Source organism: Synechococcus sp. GEYO (assembly GCF_900473955.1).
In the GTDB taxonomy this organism is placed as follows: domain Bacteria; phylum Cyanobacteriota; class Cyanobacteriia; order PCC-6307; family Cyanobiaceae; genus Synechococcus_C.
In genome coordinates this window covers 84,676-102,238 of the sequence record NZ_UCNL01000006.1, presented here as the reverse complement: position 1 = coordinate 102,238, position 17,563 = coordinate 84,676, and the positions used below count along the sequence as shown (strand labels likewise).

Here is a 17,563-nt window from a genome sequence, read left to right as displayed (position 1 = left end):
TCAGCGCAGGCAGGCCATCGGGTGGCGCGGTGGAACCCCCAGAGCTTTAGCGACTCCTGGATGGCAGACCGCTCCCTTGACAGTGTTCAGACCCGAGAGCAGTTCTGGACGCTCGGTGACGGCCTCCTCGAGGCCTCGGCCTGCGATGCCGAGGATGTAGGGCAGGGTCACGCTCACCAGAGCTTCGGTGGAGGTGAAGGGTACGGCCCCGGGCATGTTGCCAACGGCATAGTGCTGTACGTCGTGGATGAACACCGTTGGATCCGTGTGCGTGGTTTCACGGCTCGTGGCCACACACCCTCCCTGATCAACAGCGACGTCGACGATTGCTGATCCTGGCGTCATCTGCTTGACCATCTCCTCATCCACCAGAGTCGGTGCCCGGCCGCCAGGGGTCAGCACCGCACCGATTAGCAGATCCGCGGTCGGTACCAAACGCTCCAGCAGTCCACGACTGCTGACCATGCTGATCAGCCGCCCACGGCGGTCGGCCTCAAGGCTGCGTAACCGCTCGGGGGAGCGATCCAGAAGCAGCACCTCGGCATCCATCGCTGCAGCGAGTCGTGCCGCATTCCAGCCCACCGTGCCGGCTCCCAGCACCACAACGCGGGCCGGACGCACGCCGGTGCAACCACCCATCAAGACGCCGCGGCCGCGATTGGGCCGTTCCAGAAGCCTTGCTCCCACCTGCGCAGCGAGTCGTCCTGCGATTTCGCTCATCGGGGCCAGTAGCGGCAGGCTCCCGTTCTCCAACTGCACCGTTTCGTAGGCCACACCTGTGGTGCCGGCATCCAGAAGGGCCTCTCCCACCTGGCTGTAAGCCGCCAGATGCAGGTAGGTGAACAGCACCATGTCGTCCCGCAGAAGACTGAACTCCTCCGGCTGCGGCTCCTTCACTTTCACCACCAGGTGAGCCGCCCAGGCTTCCTCGCGGTTCACAAGCCTGGCTCCTGCCGCTGCAAAAGCGTCGTCACTAATGCCTGCCCCGGCCCCGGCTCCGTTCTGAATCCGCACCTCAAGGCCGTGGGTTACCAGTTCGCGGACCGCATCCGGGGTGAGCGCCACACGCTGTTCATCGGCCTTGATCTCAGTGGGTACACCGATACTGGCCATCGGGGCCGTCAGAACGGAATGGGCCATGGAGGACGGAGTCGTCTCTTCAATGTGGCTCAGACGGCGGCGATCGGCAGCCGCCAGCCACTGCCGAAGGCCTGGGCACTCACCTTCAGCAACGGTGCTGCCTGCCTGCGCTTGAATTCAGCCCTTCTGAACAGGCTCTCGATCCGTTGCACCTCTGCAGGATCGTGGCCAGCAGTTATCAGCTGCTGGCCGCTAAGGCGGTGTTCGATCATGTCGATCAGCAAAGGGTCAAGACGGTCGTAGTCGGGGAGTGAGTCACTGTCTTTCTGATCTGGCCGCAGTTCGGCACTGGGAGGTTTCTCGAGGATTGCGCTGCCGATCAGCGCTCCCTCGGCAGGGAGTGCCAGTTGCTGGCGGCACAGGCTTGCCTCGCTGCTGTCGATCCATTGGCACAACGCAAACACGGTTGATTTGTACAGATCACCGATCACGGCCAGGCCGCCGTTCATATCGCCATAGAGGGTGCAGTAGCCCACTGCGAGCTCCGATTTGTTCCCGGTGGTGAGCAGTAGCTGTCCCTGCTGATTGGCCATGGCCATCAGAAGAGTGCCGCGGATGCGCGACTGCAGATTTTCGGCTGTCACCCCTGAGGGAACGCTCTCCAGGGCTGGGGTCAATGTCGTTTGGAAACCATCCATCAGGGTTTCGATCGGAACGATGGTGTGAGTGATTCCCAGTCGATCCGCAAGGTTGAAGGCATCTGCGAGTGAAGCTTCCGAACTCCACGGAGATGGCATCAGCAGAGTTTGCACCTGATCGGACCCGAGGGCCGCGGCAGCGATCACCGCCACCAGCGCTGAGTCGATTCCTCCACTCAGGCCGAGCAGGACGTTCTGGAAGCCACATTTGCCGGCATAGTCCTTCACTCCAGTCACCAGAGTGCGGAACAGCGCTTCCATCTCCTGCTGTTCAGCCTGGATTCGCGGCGTCGCGGTTGATTGATTGGCTGCCGATGGTGCCCTGTCTGCGGAATTCCAGATCTGTATCGCTTCACGGCAGTCCGGAAGCTGCAAAAGCGGCGTCTCGCAGTTGCTGCCCATCACGAAGCTGGCTCCGTCGAACACCAGTTCGTCATTACCTCCAACCTGATTGACGTAAACCACTGGGCAGCCAAGGCGCTGCGCCGCACGTGCGGCCAACTGACGCCGCAGGGCAGCCTTTCGGCGGCCAAAGGGTGAGGCTGAGCAGTTGATGAGTGCATCGATCCGCGCGGGGATCAGATCGGCCACAGGGTCTGGTCCCACGAGGCGACGGCCATGTAGTTCTTGGTCGACCCACAGGTCTTCGCAGATGGTGATCCCCAGTCGCCAGTCGCGGTCTCCGTTATGGAGTGTGATCTGTCCAGCTCCATGGCTTGGCCTGAAATAACGCGTTTCGTCAAAGACGTCGTAACTGGGCAGAAGTTGCTTACGGGCCACCACCTGATCACCGCCGACTTGCACGAGGGTGATGGCGTTGTACAGAGCAGGATGCAAGGCATCGTCTGCTGGATCAGCGACTCCCACCAGAAGCGCGATGTCCGACTGACGGGCGGCCAGGCCACTGCGGAGCGTGTCGAGGGCCTCCCGTTGCCGTTGCAGGTGCGTGGGGCTGAAGAGAAGATCCCTTGGTGGATATCCCCAGAGCGACAGCTCGGGCGTGACCAGCAGGTCCGGTTGGCGGCTCGTGTTCTCGATCAGGCTGTCGAGGCCTTGCAGAATGCGGGTGGCATTGCCCAGCAGGTCGCCCACAACAGGATTGATCTGGGCCAGGGCAACGCGCATCGGCACTCAAGGGTTGGTGGCATTGAATCCATAAAGATTGTGCTTCAGCAGCAGCGGCCAGAGGCATTCCGGCACCTGATGTCGTTTCTGCTTTTGTTTCACCTGTGAACTGGCAGCAGCGGGAATCACCAGAGGCAGCACTCGCGCAGAGGCACCCATCTGGTGAAGGGTCTCCAAAGTGCACGGTTCCAGGGGCCATCCCTCACGGGGCACGATGCCGAGATTGCATTGCTGCAACATGCGCTGAGACTCTTTCCATGCTGGGATCTGTTGAGCGAGATCGCTTCCCACGACAAAACAGAGGCGGTGGTCAGGCCAACGTTCGCTGGCTCGTTTCAGTGTTGTAACGGCAAAGGGGCTGCTCAGCTCCTGGGCCAGTTGAAGCCGGGGGCTGGCGATCGATTCAACCAGGGTTTTCAGCAGGTCAAAACGCTGACCAAGATCGGCGTCATGGCGTTTCATCGGGTTGTCACTGGCCCATGTGGCGACTCGGTCAAACTGGGTTAACAGTCCTTCCAGCAGGGCCTGATGGCCCACGGTCGGAGGGTCGGCACTGGTTCCGAGCAGTGCAATCTCAGCTCTGGCAGTTGTCGCCATGGTCAGGGCAACAGCGAGGGCAGCGGTGGACGTGTCTGCTGCTGGGGCCACTCCTGCATCAGCTCGACGATGCCGTGATCCGACTGTGCAAGCCGTCGCATCAGAGTGGCTGGCCCTGGCTGAAGTCGGCGCCCTCGGCCCCGTTCCTCCAGTAGCCAGCGTGCCGTCATCCGACCGGTGCGTCGTGTCGTGTGCACGGCCAGTGCCGCCTGGGCCAGTGCCACGGGTGCGGCAGGGGCCAGTGTCAGGCCAGCACTGAAGGGTGCTGCCAGCAGTAACAGCTGGCGCAACGCGCCCAAGACGACCTGGAGCCCCAGCTGTGCTCCCCCCAGCAGAGCGTTCTGTCCACTCAGTTGGCGGATCAATTTGCGGGCCGCTGGTCCCCCAAGAGGAAGGCCATACAGAGAGCAAAGCTGGCGGACAAGGGCCGCATCACAGGCGAATCCCCCAGCCAGATCCAAAAGCAGCAGCGGGTTGGCAGCAACGCCGGTGGCCTTGAGCGCGGCGTAGCGCCCGATCAGTCCCTGGGCTTCCCTCCGGCGTCGCTGCAATCTGCCTGTCTCCAGCTGTTGCTGAATGCGTGTGGCCTGCTTCAGGCTGTTGAGCAACAGCAGGCTCTGACCGTGTTGTTCCAGCAGACGGCTGAGACCGCTCGCCAGTGCGTCCACGTCGGCCGGTTGCTCACGGCTGCGGATGCGGCCATCGCTCAGTTGAACAGCCCGGCGCGGTGCGGCGGACACCGCCAGTGGAGTCGGCAGTCCTGCTGGAAGTCGGCTGTGGATGCTGCGCAGCAGATCCGGCAGTTGATCCTCTGGCCAGCAATCGCTGCGGTTCAGCACCGTCAACACCGGCTTGCCCATGGTCTGGAGCGTATCCAGGGCCTCAAGTTCCACGCGTGTGATGTCGCCGTCCAGTACGAGAAGCACCAGATCGGCATGCAGCGCCACCCTGGCCGCCAGTCGGGCCCGAGCCGGACCATCCACTTCGTCGATGCCAGGGGTGTCGACCAGTTCGACGTTCAGCAGGCCTGGAACAGTTCTTGGCCAAGCCACGGCCTGTTGCTGACGCGTGCAGCCGTGGGCCACATCCGTGGCCATCAGCTGCTGACCGACCAGGGCATTCACCAAGCTGGACTTGCCGACGCCCACTCGGCCGAAGACCGAGATCCGAAGCCTGCTTTGATCCAGGCGTTCAAGCTGGCGATCCAGAAGCTGGAGCGCGCCGGCCAGAAGACCCTGTTCGCGCCGATTCAGTTCAAGCTTGTCTCTCCAACCCTGCAGCAGATCTCTGCAGCGATCCTCCATGGCCCTCATGGCGCTACCTCGCCTGAGGTCTTTCTCCACCAGCCGGCCAGAACGGCCAGTACGGCCTCCGGGCCAATCACGCCAACGAAGCCACCGAATTCATCCACCACGACACGTACACCGCTGTTGTCGCGATGGAAGCCGGTCAGCAGGCGGTCGGCTCGGATCATTTCGGGAACGAACTCAGCCGGCTCACTGAGATCGGCTGGCGTGAGATGTCCCTTGTTGCGCACCAGGGCGCTCAGCAAACGGTCACGGTTGGCGACGCCGAGAACCTTGTCCACCGCGTCACCCAGGACCACCCACCACTGCGCTTCGTTTTCAAGCAGTTCAACACGCAATTTCTCGATGTTGCAGGCGCCATCCAGTGTTGGAGCTGCCACTCGCGGTGTCATCAGATCACGCGCAGTGAGGTCATTGAGCAGGAAGACCTTGGAGATCATTGCGGCTTCATCGGCCTCGATCTGCCCTTTCTGAGATCCGAGTTTTGCCAGCAGCCGGATCTCTTCCTCATCCGTGCTGATCTCACTCTCTTCGGTAATCGCCGGAAGCAGTCGCTCCAGCAGTAGCACCAGTGGTCGCATGATCACGCCCAGCCAATGCAGAACCGGAGCGCTTGCCAGGGAGACCGGCAATGCCAGGCGGCTTCCGATCGCTTTGGGCAGGATCTCCCCAAGCAGGATCACCAGAACCGTGAGGCTGACCGAGAACAGAGCCAGAGCTCCATTGCCCGCGTCCATCTTTTCCGTGAACACCCAGGAGGCGTAGCCACCGAGCATCAGGCTTCCGAAGATGTTGAAGCCGTTATTGGTGATTGCCAGCACCGACAGAGTCCGACCCAGACGCAGCCTCAGCTGGGCCAGCCTGCGTGCTCCGGCTACCGGTTTCGGCCGGGCTGCAAGTTCATGCACGCGCACCGGATTCACGGTGAGCAGCGCTGCTTCCACTCCGGAGCAGAGGGCGGATCCGGTCAGCACCACTACCACCAGCAAGAGAAGTATCAGCAGGTCGGAGGTCATGCTCGGGCGCTTTGACTGCCATCCTGACGTTTCTCCGGTGCCCTGTCTCTGTCGTGGCTGATCTCGCCCCTGTTTTTGATGCTCAGCTGTTCGCGGATCGGCGTGAGCGGTTCTTGGCTGAACTGGGCGGGGTCGCCGCAGTGATCCCTGCCGCGACGCTGGTCACCCACCATGCGGATACGGAGTGGCCGTTCCGCCAGAACAGCGATTTCTGGTATCTGACAGGGTTTGATGAGCCCGATGGCGTGGCCCTGTTCCTGCCACATCGCCCTGAGGGTGAGCGGTTTGTGCTCTTCGTGAATCCCCGCGAGCCGGCTGCTGAGGTCTGGACCGGTCGGCGCTGGGGTTGTGAGGGTGCGGTGGAGCGCTTCGGAGCTGATCTCTCCCATCCGCGCGTGGAGCTCGATGCCCTCCTTCCTCAGTACCTCGATGGTGCGGAAGGCATCGCCTTTCGAGTTGGTAGTCATCCATCGATCGAACCTCTGGTGTTGCGTTCGTGGGGTGCGCAGCTCGATCGGGTTTCACGCACCGGCAGTGCCGCGCAGGCTCTGTTGGCGCCCTGCCCGCTGCTGCATCGGATGCGCTTGCGCAAGCAACCCGCTGAACTGGAACGGCTCCGTGAGGCGTGCAGGATCTCCGCCTCCGCCCATGAGCTGGCCAGGGCTGCCGTGCGTCCTGGAATGACCGAGCGGAAGATTCAGGCTCTGATCGAACAGCATTTCCTCGAGCTAGGAGCCCGTGGAGCCGCCTACGGCTCGATCGTTGCCGGCGGTGACAACGCCTGCGTGCTGCACTACATCGACAACAGTGCAGTCCTACAGGACGGGGATCTCCTGCTCATTGACGCCGGCTGCTCCCTCCGCGACTACTACAACGGCGACATCACACGGACATTTCCGGTGAGCGGCCGTTTCAGTGGAGAGCAGCGGGAGCTTTATTCCCTGGTGCTTGAGGCACAGGAAGCAGCGATTGCCAGGGTCAAACCCGGTCACACCGCCGAGGACGTGCATGACGCGGCTGTGCATGTTCTGGTGCAGGGTCTTGTGGATCTGGGACTGTTGGTGGGAGAGGTGGATGGCTTGATCGAGCAGGGAAGCTACCGGCATCTGTACATGCATCGAACTGGCCACTGGCTCGGGCTGGATGTTCACGACGTCGGTGCCTATCGGCTCGGCGAGCATCATGTGCAGCTGGAACCAGGCATCGTCCTAACCGTGGAGCCTGGTCTTTACATCAGTGACCGTCTTGCGGTTCCCGAAGGACAGCCTGCGATTGACGAGCGCTGGAAGGGGATCGGTATCCGCATTGAGGACGATGTCGCGGTCAGGGACCTTGAGGACGTCTCCTGTGGTCATGAAGTACTCACTGCCGGAGCTCTCAAGGCGGTTGCAGACATGGAGCGCTAAAGGTCGGACTGCGTCAGCGAATGGACGCTGAGTGCCCCTGGCTGTCAGCTCCTTTGCTGCCCTTCGACCATTGAATCGCTGCTTCAGTACTGGGCAGGATCAGATCCGCACCGGCGGACATCAGCTGCTGCTCATAAGCGCTTCGTTCCTGACTTCCGGGCAGAAGATGTGGTGGTGACACTGCGAGACTGATCCACTGCCGATCGGGTCGTTGGGTTCTGGCGTTGAGAACAGTCTGAACATCAGCAACCGTGTCACCCAGGTAGGCGATAACGCCTCCACTTCGATGGGGTAAAAGTCTGTCGCTGAGTTGCACAAGACCTGTGGGGTCAGGTTTGTCAGGGGCATCGCCCATGGCGATCAGGGGGGGATTGACCAGTTCCAGACGCTGCTGCAGCACGAAGCGTGCCGAAGGAGGTTCCGCGCCACTCACGAATCCCCAACCCCAGCCGTTCTGGTCCAGCGCGGTAAAGAAGTCGCGTTGCACCCGTAAGGGTTCATCGCCGATGTACCCCGTCCATGCGCCTGGATCGCCATCGGGATCGCCGCCAAAATAGAAATTGCTGAAGACATCAATCAGGTCGTGTCTGGCTGGCAGTGATGTGCCGTGCCTGCGCAGCAGCTCGAGGCTTGCATCCCAGTCGTTGTTCCAGCGTCCTTCGCCCTTGAGAGCATCAATGCAGGCCGGAGCGGGCAGCCAGCCGCTGTAGTGCTGAACGGTTGCCTGGAGGGCTCTGCGATAACTGCCTGACACATCACGGATCACTCCGTCGATATCGAACAGCAGAAGCTGGCTGGTGGATGCGTGCCTGTCCAGGGGAGTGGGTTTTGGCGGCTGGTAGGTTAGTTCTTTGTCCTTGATTCTTGAGCGCTGACACCATGACGGTTTCCGAAGGCGCTGCCGTCGACCAAGAGGTCGCTACCGAGGCAGCAGCAGCTGATCAGGCTCCTCAGAGCACGGAGACTCCTAAGAGCGCAGAGGCCGATCAGCAGCAGGAGCCGAAGGAAGGTCGTCCAGTGATGCGTGGCGGCAGTGCTGCATTGGCATCAGCCACGATCGATGCTGATGGTGTGCCATCGGGATACACCCCGAAGGCTGATGAGGGGCGTTTCCTGCTGAAGATTCTCTGGTTGCCCGACAACGTGGCGCTTGCCGTTGATCAAATTGTTGGTGGCGGGCCCAGTCCTTTGACGGCCTATTTCTTCTGGCCTCGTGAAGACGCCTGGGAAACTCTCAAAAGTGAGCTCGAAGGCAAGTCTTGGATCACGGATAACGAACGTGTTGAGGTGTTGAACAAAGCCACTGAAGTGATCAATTACTGGCAGGAAGAGGGCAAGGGCAAGAGTCTGGACGATGCCAAGCTCAAGTTCCCCGATGTGACCTTCTGCGGTACCGCTTGATTCAGCTCAATCAGCATTGTGTTGAGTTCAGCAGGCAATCAATTGCCTGCTTTTTTATGTCGAGAAATCGTTTTTTAGGGCAATTTCATTCAGTTTTTGCCTCAATGACTGGATGACTTGGAACGCCTGCTCGGCGCCGATTTGAATTGATTGTGTGCAGCGATGCTTTGCTCTTGTTGCCTGCAGCCTGGAATAGTGTGTTGCTTCAAGTTGGGTCTTCGATGAGTGGGTTTTGATGCTGCCACTCATCAGAATGATTGCTGGATTCTTTGATGGTGATATTGATCACCAATTGCGTCGAATTTGACCGTCAGGTCTCCGCAATAGTCTGTTACAGTCTCGCGGAATATTTTTAATGGGTTGATTTCCTTCTTTTCTTTATTCGCGCTTGGGCTGTCCTCTGCAACGTTTGCGGTGACATCCAGTGTTGATATTTTGAATAGACTCGCTCCATTCAAGATTCAGGAATCTGAGAAGTCAGTCCTTCATGTCAGGAGTGGGAAAAATATTTTTCAGGTTCATTCGCCACTGTTGAATTCGCCACTGCTGAACAAGCGATCCATGGCCGCTTTGTTTGAGGAGCATTGTTTGCATGAGTCTGCCGCAGTCGAGGTCGCTTCTGCCCCGTTGCCAGATTCTTTTGCTGAAGTCTGTTCGTTTGCATCCTTCGCCGACTACCTGAATGAGTTGTCGCTTAAGGCCTATTCTCTGCCCGCTTCAGGTGTTTTCACTTCGGGCTTTGGGCCGCGCTGGTCGCGGCATCATTCAGGTATCGATATCGCTAATCACGTTGGAACGTCCATTTTTGCTGCAAGGCGTGGAGAGGTTGTCTTCGTGGATTATCTCGGTGCTTATGGATTGATGCTTGAAATTAAGCACCCCGATGGCTACAAGACGCGTTATGCGCATTGCAATGAAGCTCTTGTTCGAGTCGGTGAGACTGTCAGTCGGGGTGATTTGATTGCAAGGATGGGAAACACAGGCCGTAGTACAGGTCCCCATCTTCATTTTGAGATCAGATCGCCTGAAAATATCGCGCTGAATCCAGCATCATTCCTGAAAGGAATCCTTATTAATCAAAAGGTGTAAGCCTTTTGCTGATTGCTGGTGAATCTCAAACTTGAACAGCATTAATTTACGAGATCAAACATTTGATCTCGTAAATCAGTCTCTGCCTTGAGAGTGATCCCTCAAGGCAATGCATCGATTATCAACTCTAATTGATTGCTGCCTGGGCGCGGGCTCTTGCGCGGTTCAGGCTCTGTTGGGCCTTCACTTTTTCAGGCGAGGTTGGCTGGCCTTCCAATTTGCTGACTGCGCTAAGTGCAGCCTGCAGTTCGCTTTCAGCAGAACTGCCATCAATCGAGCTTCCCAGTTCAGCGGAGTTCACCAACACAGTGACATCATCCGCTTCCACTTCCGCAAACCCACCCATCAGCGCGATGGATTTCCAACCGCCGTCCGCACGGACACGCAAAACGCCCACATCAAGCGCTGCCAGGAGCGAAACGTGGCCGGGAAGAATGCCCAGCTGCCCAGTGGTGCTGGGGAGAATGACCTCATCAGCAGAGCCATCGAACACGCTCTGGTCTGGTGCCAGCACGCGGAGGGTGAGGGACATGGATATGGAGTGTTTGGGTTAAAAGCTTGGGCTCAAAATGAAAGGGACTGGGGCATGAATCTCATGCCCCAGATGCCATCACTTGGCTTCTTCGGCCATCTTTGCAGCCTTGGCCTTGACTTCGTCGATGTTGCCAACGAGGTAGAAAGCCTGTTCAGGGAGGTGATCCAGTTCACCAGCAAGAATCTGGTTGAAACCACTGATGGTTTCCTCGAGCTTCACGTACTTGCCGGACATGCCGGTGAAGATCTCAGCCACAAAGAAAGGCTGAGAGAGGAATTTCTCGATCTTGCGAGCACGGTCAACGGTGCGGCGATCGTCCTCGGAGAGTTCGTCGAGACCGAGAATCGCGATGATGTCCTGGAGCTCCTTGTAGCGCTGAAGAGTGGATTGCACGCTGCGAGCTGTGCGGTAGTGCTCGTCTCCCACAACAGCAGGCTGAAGCATGGTGCTGGTGGAGTCGAGCGGGTCCACAGCGGGATAAATGCCCTTGGACGCGAGGCCACGGTTCAGCACCGTGGTGGCGTCCAGGTGAGCGAAGGTGGTCGCGGGAGCTGGGTCAGTCAGGTCATCCGCAGGGACGTAAACCGCCTGGATCGAGGTAATGGAACCTTCCAGAGTGGAGGTGATTCGCTCCTGAAGTTCGCCTACGTCGGTGCCGAGCGTTGGCTGGTATCCAACAGCGGAAGGCATTCGTCCGAGCAGTGCGGACACCTCCGAACCGGCCTGAACGAAACGGAAGATGTTGTCAATGAACAGCAGCACGTCCTGCTTGTTCACGTCACGGAAATGCTCGGCCATCGTCAGAGCCGAGAGGCCCACACGCATGCGAGCACCGGGAGGCTCGTTCATCTGCCCGTAGCAGAGCGCCACCTTGGACTTGGAGAGGTCATCGGCGTTGATCACGCCTGAATCCTTGAATTCCTCGTAAAGGTCATTGCCCTCACGAGTGCGCTCACCCACACCGCCGAACACGGAAACACCACCGTGTTCCTTGGCGATGTTGTTGATCAGTTCCTGGATCAGCACGGTTTTGCCGACGCCGGCACCACCGAAAAGACCCACTTTTCCGCCCTGGCGATAGGGAGCCAGGAGGTCAATCACCTTGATGCCGGTCTCAAAGACCTTGGGCTTCGTTTCCAGTTCAGTCAGTTTGGGAGCTGAACGGTGGATCGGAGCTGTCGTATTGGATTTAACCGGCCCCTGTTCATCGACAGGCTCGCCGAGAACATTGAAGATGCGGCCAAGGGTTCCTTCGCCGACAGGCACTGAAATCGGTGCACCGGTATCGAGGGCCTCCATGCCACGGACAAGTCCGTCGGTGGCACTCATGGAAACGGCGCGAACACGGTGATCGCCCAACAATTGTTGGACTTCAGCGGTCAGAGCAACCGCCTGCCCGGCGGTATTGGTGCCTTCGATGCGGAGAGCGTTGAGAATTTTGGGCAGCTTGCCGGCGGGAAATTCCACGTCCAGAACCGGGCCAATCACCTGGCGGACAACGCCCTTGGTACCGGCGGAGGCGGGAGCAGCAGCGGCCATAAGTAAGGGGGTGTGAGAGGGAAGCGTCTAGAGCAATCCCTTCCTGAGCGGGGCAACGATACCACCGTCGCGAGAGAGGGGGGGAGTGGTTCGGTCACCCGCACGCTTGTCCCGTGGCCGAAGTGCAGAACCCGGACATAGGTTGGCACTCGACGACCTTGAGTGCCAGCTCGAGTCGCATCGGCGCTTCGGCGCACTGTCCCTGCTCCTGCAAGAACCCATGGCAGCTGTTTCTCTCAGCGTCTCCACTGTTAAGCCCCTCGGCGATCGCGTTTTCGTCAAGGTTTCAGAATCCGAGGAGAAAACCTCCGGCGGCATCCTGCTCCCCGACACCGCGAAGGAAAAGCCTCAAGTGGGCGAAGTTGTTCAAGTTGGCCCTGGTAAGCGCAACGACGACGGTTCCCGCCAGTCTCCTGAAGTGGGCGTCGGCGACAAGGTCCTCTACAGCAAGTACGCAGGCACCGACATCAAGCTCGGAAGCGATGAGTTCGTGCTCCTTTCCGAGAAGGACATTCTCGCCATCGTCAACTGACCGGCTCCTGACTGCCACACGCCTGAGACAGGTCGGTAGTCACCATCTATTCCTTTCCATCCATTTCCGCCCCCATGGCCAAGCGCATCATTTACAACGAGAACGCTCGCCGCGCTCTTGAAAAGGGCATTGACATCCTGGCCGAGTCCGTTGCTGTGACTCTCGGGCCCAAAGGTCGCAACGTTGTTCTTGAAAAGAAGTTCGGTGCTCCCCAGATCATCAATGACGGCGTCACCATCGCCAAAGAGATCGAACTCGAAGACCACATCGAGAACACTGGTGTTGCTCTGATTCGTCAGGCTGCATCCAAGACTAACGACGCAGCCGGTGACGGCACCACCACTGCGACCGTTCTTGCCCATGCCATGGTCAAGGCTGGCCTGCGCAACGTTGCTGCCGGAGCCAATGCCATCACCCTGAAAAAGGGCATCGACAAAGCATCGGATTTTCTGGTCGAAAAGATCAAAGAAAACGCCAAGCCGATTGCCGATAGCAATGCCATCGCCCAGGTGGGCACCATTTCCGCTGGTAACGACGAGGAAGTGGGTCGGATGATCGCCGACGCCATGGACAAAGTTGGCAAGGAGGGCGTGATTTCCCTGGAAGAGGGCAAGTCGATGACCACTGAGCTGGAGGTCACCGAGGGAATGCGCTTTGACAAGGGGTACATCTCTCCCTATTTCGCCACCGACACTGAGCGAATGGAAGCCGTCCTGGACGAGCCCTACATTTTGCTCACCGACAAAAAGATCGGCCTCGTGCAGGATCTCGTGCCCGTGCTCGAGCAGATTGCTCGCACTGGCAAGCCTCTACTGATCATCGCTGAGGACATTGAGAAGGAAGCTCTTGCCACTTTGGTGGTGAACCGTCTGCGCGGTGTCCTGAACGTGGCTGCGGTGAAGGCTCCAGGTTTTGGTGACCGACGCAAAGCCATGCTGGAAGACATGGCTGTGCTGACCAATGGTCAATTGATCACCGAAGACGCCGGTCTGAAGCTTGAGAACGCCAAGATCGAGATGCTTGGCACTGCGCGTCGCGTGACCATCAACAAGGACACCACCACGATCGTGGCCGAAGGCAATGATGTTGCCGTGAAAGCGCGTTGTGAGCAGATCCGTAAGCAGATGGACGAAACCGAGTCCACGTACGACAAGGAGAAACTTCAGGAGCGACTTGCCAAGCTCGCCGGTGGTGTTGCCGTGGTGAAGGTGGGTGCTGCCACCGAAACCGAGATGAAGGACAAGAAGCTTCGGCTTGAGGATGCCATCAACGCGACCAAGGCTGCTGTTGAAGAAGGCATCGTTCCTGGAGGTGGCACCACCCTGGCTCACCTGGCTCCCACACTCGAGCAGTGGGCATCGTCCAGCCTGGAGGGAGAGGAGCTGATCGGAGCCAACATTGTGGCTGCAGCTCTGACTGCACCACTGATGCGCATCGCTGAGAACGCAGGCGTCAACGGTGCTGTTGTGGCTGAAAACGTGAAGGCCAAGAACTTCAACGATGGCTACAACGCGGCCAACGGTGACTATGTCGACATGCTGGCTGCCGGCATTGTCGATCCCGCCAAGGTGACGCGTTCCGGTCTCCAGAACGCTGCGTCAATCGCAGGCATGGTGCTGACCACCGAATGCATCGTTGCAGACATGCCCGAGAAAAAAGACGCCGCACCAGCCGGTGGCGGCATGGGCGGTGGCGATTTCGACTACTGAGTCGCAGCTTCTCGATCAAAGCCGCCTCGGCGGCTTGTTAGGCCCCGCTATTGCGGGGCTTTTTTGTTGTTAGCTCGGGATTGAATTCAGGCGGCCCGTGGCGCTTTTGTCGACGTCTCGGTTCTGGACGCCTCCAATCCTCTGCTCCTCAAAATGTTCGCAGTGAACAGTTTTTGGCGCAGAGGGTCTGAAATGGTATCGAGGGTTACTGAAAACACGTGTTTCAGCCTCGTCTGAGGCGATTTTTGATCGCCCTTCTGGTGGTTCCAGCATTTCAGCTGCTGAGTTCTGCCCTGCTGCCTGCTTACGCAGGTGATGCCTCACTTTCGGCTGCCGACAACACTCTGATCCTCACCTCGGCGGCACTTGTGCTGCTGATGACTCCTGGATTGGCGTTTTTCTACGGAGGATTCGTTCAGGCTCGCAATGTGCTCAACACGATGGCGATGAGCTTCGTGATGATGGGCATCGCCACGCTGGTGTGGGTCAGCTTCGGATTCAGTCTTGCCTTCTCCGACGGCGGAGCTCTGAATGCCGTCATTGGTAATCCCTTCTCCTTCGCCATGTTGGAGAACGTCCCTGACATTTGGCCTGGCCTGGCGATACCTGGCCTCAGCTTCGCTCTCTTTCAGGGCATGTTCGCGATCATCACTCCGGCTCTAATTTCAGGGGCCTTGGTGGAGAGGATCAGTTTTCGCTTCTGGTGCGTCTTCACCCCTGTTTGGCTCCTGGTGGTGTATGCCCCTCTTGCCCATATGGTCTGGGGAGGTGGTTGCCTTGGGAAAGACCTTGATTTCGCTGGAGGCACGGTGGTGCATATCAGCTCTGGTGTTTCTGCTCTCTTGCTTGCTGGCCTTGTTGGCTGGCGCAAGCAGTGGCCCAATTCGGTGCGCCCACCTCACGATGTGACTCAGATCTTGCTCGGCACTGGTCTGCTCTGGTTTGGCTGGTTCGGTTTCAACGGCGGCAGTCAGCTGAGTGTCAGTGGTGCGGAACTCCCCTTCACTACGACGCATATCTCTGCAGCAACTGGCTTGGTCGCTTGGTCATTGATCGAGACATGGCGTGATGGCAAGCCCACTGCTGTCGGTATGGCGACCGGGGCTGTGGCCGGTCTGGTGGGCATCACCCCTGCGGCTGGGTTTGTGACGCCAGCTGCTGGGATGGCGATCGGTGCGATCACTGGTCTGCTTTGTTATTGCTCTGTGCAGCTCAAGGTTTCGCTGCGTTTTGATGATTCCCTCGACACCTTTGCCGTCCACGGTGTCGGTGGCACAGTCGGCGCGATTCTGACCGGTGTCTTCGCTAGTACTGAGCTGATCGCCACTCACCCCGCAGCGCAGGTTTTTGCTGAGAAGGGCAGAGTTGGCTTGATTGTTGATCAGTTTCAGGTTGTGCTTGTGGCCTATGGGTTGGCGGCCCTTGGGACGCTGCTGATCGCAGCAGTCTTAAGAGGTCTTGGCCTTCCGTTCCGAGTGACGGAAGAGTCTGAAAACCTTGGCGTTGATGTCCGTGAGCACGGTGAAGAGGCCTATCCGGAAAGGATTGGTTCTCCCCAATTTCATTAAGTCGCGATCCGCTTGGACCTGTTGTTGTCGGCCCGGCTGATTTAGTTCAGCCAGCCGGCACTCAGGATCACAGCCAGCGTCAGAAAGATGGCCAGGGTGGTCCAGGTGATGCGGTTGAGAGTCGCTTCAGCGCTGCTGGCACTGGTAAACGACGTACTACCACTGGCGGCGAGCCCACCCATGCCATCACCCTTGGGGCTGTGCAGCAGCACAAACAGGATCAGCAAAAGGCCGCTGCCGATCCAGATCCAGGAAAGAACGGTAGTAATCATGGGCAGATCTTATGTCCGAGCCGATCAGACCGGTTGTGGCAGGCGAGCGGTGGAGGGCACAGGTGTCTCGATTGGTTCGATCAGGGTGCTGCCGGTCATGGCATCGGGTTTCTCGAGATCGAGCAGCTGCAGAAGGGTGGGTGCGATGTCGGCCAGCCCGCCGTTATCCCGCAGGCGGATTGCATTGCCCATGCCGCGCAGTTTTCTGCGTTCTCCCTCCACGAGGATCAATGGCACAGGATTGGTGGTGTGGGCCGTCCAGGCTTGACCGTCATCGCCTTGCATTCGCTCGGCGTTGCCATGGTCTGCAGTGATGATCATCGTTCCTCCCATGCGTCCCACGGCATCGAGCAACCGTCCGATGCAATGGTCAACCGTTTGAATCGCCTCAGTTGCGGCTTCCATCACGCCGGTGTGTCCCACCATGTCTGGATTGGCGTAATTGATCACCACCAGGGAATAGATCCCCTTCTCGATGGCTTCAATGCAGCTCACGGTGAGTGTTTCAGCGTTCATTGCAGGGGCCTGGTCATAGGTTGCTACCCGCGGAGAGGGCACCAGATGGCGGTCTTCCCCCTCGAGAGGCTGCTCAACACCACCATTCATGAAGTAGGTGACGTGGGGGTATTTTTCGGTCTCTGCTGTTCTGTATTGGCGCAGTCCGCGTGATGCCACCACCTGGCCCAGCAGGTCATCCAGGGACTCGGGTGGGAATGCCACCTCCACGGGGAGGCCAGCCTCGTACTGCGTGAACGTGACCACATCCAGCCGAGGCTGATGGGGGCGCTCAAAATCAGAGAAATCCGTTCTGGCCAGGCACTGAATGATCTGACGAGCTCTATCAGGTCTGAAGTTGAACATCAGTAAGGCATCGCCATCGTTGAGATGGGTTGCCTGTAGACGCGTGGGTTCCACGAACTCATCGGTGATGCCGCTGTCGTAACTGGCCTGCAGCGCCTCAGCGGCTGACATCTGGCTCACCGGAACGTCAGGAGAGGTGAGCAGTTCATGCGCGCGGGCTGTGCGTTCCCAGCGGCGGTCGCGGTCCATGGCCCAGTAGCGACCGCAGAGGCTGGCGACTTCACCCACTCCACTGGCCTGGATGGCCTCCTCGACTTGTTTCAGATAAGCCGGAGCACTCTGAGTGGGGGTGTCACGTCCGTCGGTGATCGCATGGATCGCCACATGTTTCAGGCCTTCGTCGGCTGCCCATCGCAGGAGTCCACAGAGGTGATCCACATGGCTGTGCACACCACCGTCCGAGCAGAGGCCCAGCAGGTGAAGCGTGCCGTTGCTTGCACGCAGGCGTTCGGCCAGTTCACGCAGTTTCGGAACAGCACGCAACTGGTTGTCGCGAACCGTGTCGCCGATCCGCACGAGTTCCTGGCGGATGATCCTGCCCGCGCCGATTGTGAGGTGCCCGACTTCGGAATTACCCATTTGTCCATCAGGCAATCCCACATGGGAGCCGCTCGCCTGGATCAGTGTCTGGGGATAGGCATGACGCAGCGCATCCATCACAGGAGTGCTGGCAGCTCGGATGGCGTTGTGGTCAGTGTCGCTGCGTTCGCCCCACCCGTCCAGGATCGCCAGAACAACGGGAGCAATGGATCGCTCCCTGCTTGGTCGTCCTGTATGGCGATCGGCAACGTTCACTCAGCTCTATCCGTTCTTAAGGTCTTCTCTAGA

General features: G+C 59.0%; 16 protein-coding genes. 6 read left to right on the top strand and 10 right to left on the bottom strand.

The genetic code is table 11. From position 1 onward, the window contains the following. Genes ald through DXY37_RS04615 form a run of 5 tightly spaced genes read right to left on the bottom strand, consistent with a single transcriptional unit; the run spans position 1 to position 5,823 of the window. The gene (gene ald / locus DXY37_RS04635; protein WP_115125581.1) at positions 1–1,140 is read right to left on the bottom strand and encodes an alanine dehydrogenase; all 1,140 of its coding nucleotides are present in this window, start codon (positions 1,138–1,140) and stop codon (positions 1–3) included. Between the two features lie 29 nt (positions 1,141–1,169). Next, the gene (locus tag DXY37_RS04630) at positions 1,170–2,903 is read right to left on the bottom strand and encodes an NAD+ synthase (protein ID WP_115125643.1); all 1,734 of its coding nucleotides are present in this window, start codon (positions 2,901–2,903) and stop codon (positions 1,170–1,172) included. 6 nt (positions 2,904–2,909) lie between these two features. After that, complete coding sequence (locus DXY37_RS04625) at positions 2,910–3,500, bottom strand: nicotinate-nucleotide adenylyltransferase (RefSeq protein ID WP_115125642.1); 591 nt, start codon at positions 3,498–3,500, stop codon at positions 2,910–2,912. Between the two features lie 2 nt (positions 3,501–3,502). Then, positions 3,503–4,813: a GTP-binding protein gene (locus tag DXY37_RS04620; RefSeq protein ID WP_115125580.1), complete on the bottom strand. Its 1,311-nt coding sequence runs from the start codon at positions 4,811–4,813 to the stop codon at positions 3,503–3,505. Beyond that, positions 4,810–5,823 (bottom strand): CNNM domain-containing protein, encoded by a 1,014-nt coding sequence (locus tag DXY37_RS04615; RefSeq protein ID WP_115125579.1) that lies wholly within the window; start codon positions 5,821–5,823, stop codon positions 4,810–4,812. The genes DXY37_RS04620 and DXY37_RS04615 overlap by 4 nt, the downstream gene beginning before the upstream one ends. A 53-nt stretch (positions 5,824–5,876) precedes the next feature. Between DXY37_RS04615 and DXY37_RS04610 the strand changes: the two genes are divergently transcribed. Continuing rightward, positions 5,877–7,229 (top strand): aminopeptidase P N-terminal domain-containing protein, encoded by a 1,353-nt coding sequence (locus DXY37_RS04610; RefSeq protein ID WP_115125641.1) that lies wholly within the window; start codon positions 5,877–5,879, stop codon positions 7,227–7,229. Positions 7,230–7,242: 13 nt separating this feature from the next. Here the strand turns inward: DXY37_RS04610 and DXY37_RS04605 are convergent, their stop codons facing one another. Further along, on the bottom strand, positions 7,243–7,995 hold the full coding sequence (locus tag DXY37_RS04605) for a TIGR01548 family HAD-type hydrolase (protein WP_244276872.1): 753 nt from the start codon (positions 7,993–7,995) through the stop codon (positions 7,243–7,245). Positions 7,996–8,108: 113 nt separating this feature from the next. Between DXY37_RS04605 and DXY37_RS04600 the strand changes: the two genes are divergently transcribed. Both DXY37_RS04600 and DXY37_RS04585 read left to right on the top strand, forming a co-directional pair. Further along, positions 8,109–8,630 (top strand): 30S ribosomal protein PSRP-3, encoded by a 522-nt coding sequence (locus tag DXY37_RS04600; protein WP_115125577.1) that lies wholly within the window; start codon positions 8,109–8,111, stop codon positions 8,628–8,630. 414 nt (positions 8,631–9,044) lie between these two features. Beyond that, positions 9,045–9,719, top strand: coding sequence for a M23 family metallopeptidase (locus DXY37_RS04585; protein ID WP_244276868.1), 675 nt, complete (start codon positions 9,045–9,047; stop codon positions 9,717–9,719). Positions 9,720–9,846: 127 nt separating this feature from the next. On the opposite strand, the gene atpC is transcribed toward DXY37_RS04585, so the two are convergent. Both atpC and atpD read right to left on the bottom strand, forming a co-directional pair. Then, positions 9,847–10,251 (bottom strand): ATP synthase F1 subunit epsilon, encoded by a 405-nt coding sequence (gene atpC, locus DXY37_RS04580; RefSeq protein WP_115125573.1) that lies wholly within the window; start codon positions 10,249–10,251, stop codon positions 9,847–9,849. 78 nt (positions 10,252–10,329) lie between these two features. Next, a complete protein-coding gene (atpD, locus tag DXY37_RS04575; RefSeq protein ID WP_067095848.1) occupies positions 10,330–11,793 on the bottom strand; it encodes a F0F1 ATP synthase subunit beta in 1,464 nt (487 codons plus the stop codon). 220 nt (positions 11,794–12,013) lie between these two features. On the opposite strand from atpD, the gene groES reads away from it, so the two are divergent. The 3 genes from groES (at position 12,014) to DXY37_RS04560 (ending at position 15,602) form a co-directional block, all read left to right on the top strand. Continuing rightward, entirely contained in the window at positions 12,014–12,325 is a 312-nt protein-coding gene (gene groES, locus DXY37_RS04570; RefSeq protein WP_066911278.1) for a co-chaperone GroES, read from the top strand. Between the two features lie 74 nt (positions 12,326–12,399). Further along, positions 12,400–14,034, top strand: coding sequence for a chaperonin GroEL (gene groL, locus DXY37_RS04565; RefSeq protein ID WP_115125572.1), 1,635 nt, complete (start codon positions 12,400–12,402; stop codon positions 14,032–14,034). 218 nt (positions 14,035–14,252) lie between these two features. Then, positions 14,253–15,602: an ammonium transporter gene (locus tag DXY37_RS04560; protein ID WP_115125571.1), complete on the top strand. Its 1,350-nt coding sequence runs from the start codon at positions 14,253–14,255 to the stop codon at positions 15,600–15,602. Positions 15,603–15,643: 41 nt separating this feature from the next. Here the strand turns inward: DXY37_RS04560 and secG are convergent, their stop codons facing one another. Continuing rightward, entirely contained in the window at positions 15,644–15,874 is a 231-nt protein-coding gene (gene secG / locus DXY37_RS04555; RefSeq protein WP_067095859.1) for a preprotein translocase subunit SecG, read from the bottom strand. 24 nt (positions 15,875–15,898) lie between these two features. Beyond that, entirely contained in the window at positions 15,899–17,530 is a 1,632-nt protein-coding gene (gene gpmI, locus DXY37_RS04550; protein WP_115125570.1) for a 2,3-bisphosphoglycerate-independent phosphoglycerate mutase, read from the bottom strand. Positions 17,531–17,563 lie beyond the last annotated feature (33 nt).

Excerpts from the sequence above, each read along its gene's own strand:
- ald (WP_115125581.1), bottom strand. The coding sequence starts at position 1,140 with ATGGCCCATTCCGTTCTGACGGCCCCGATGGCCAGTATCGGTGTACCC.
- DXY37_RS04630 (WP_115125643.1), bottom strand. The coding sequence starts at position 2,903 with ATGCGCGTTGCCCTGGCCCAGATCAATCCTGTTGTGGGCGACCTGCTG.
- DXY37_RS04625 (WP_115125642.1), bottom strand. The coding sequence starts at position 3,500 with ATGGCGACAACTGCCAGAGCTGAGATTGCACTGCTCGGAACCAGTGCC.
- DXY37_RS04620 (WP_115125580.1), bottom strand. The coding sequence starts at position 4,813 with ATGAGGGCCATGGAGGATCGCTGCAGAGATCTGCTGCAGGGTTGGAGA.
- DXY37_RS04615 (WP_115125579.1), bottom strand. The coding sequence starts at position 5,823 with ATGACCTCCGACCTGCTGATACTTCTCTTGCTGGTGGTAGTGGTGCTG.
- DXY37_RS04600 (WP_115125577.1), top strand. The coding sequence starts at position 8,109 with ATGACGGTTTCCGAAGGCGCTGCCGTCGACCAAGAGGTCGCTACCGAG.
- atpC (WP_115125573.1), bottom strand. The coding sequence starts at position 10,251 with ATGTCCCTCACCCTCCGCGTGCTGGCACCAGACCAGAGCGTGTTCGAT.
- atpD (WP_067095848.1), bottom strand. The coding sequence starts at position 11,793 with ATGGCCGCTGCTGCTCCCGCCTCCGCCGGTACCAAGGGCGTTGTCCGC.
- groES (WP_066911278.1), top strand. The coding sequence starts at position 12,014 with ATGGCAGCTGTTTCTCTCAGCGTCTCCACTGTTAAGCCCCTCGGCGAT.
- groL (WP_115125572.1), top strand. The coding sequence starts at position 12,400 with ATGGCCAAGCGCATCATTTACAACGAGAACGCTCGCCGCGCTCTTGAA.
- secG (WP_067095859.1), bottom strand. The coding sequence starts at position 15,874 with ATGATTACTACCGTTCTTTCCTGGATCTGGATCGGCAGCGGCCTTTTG.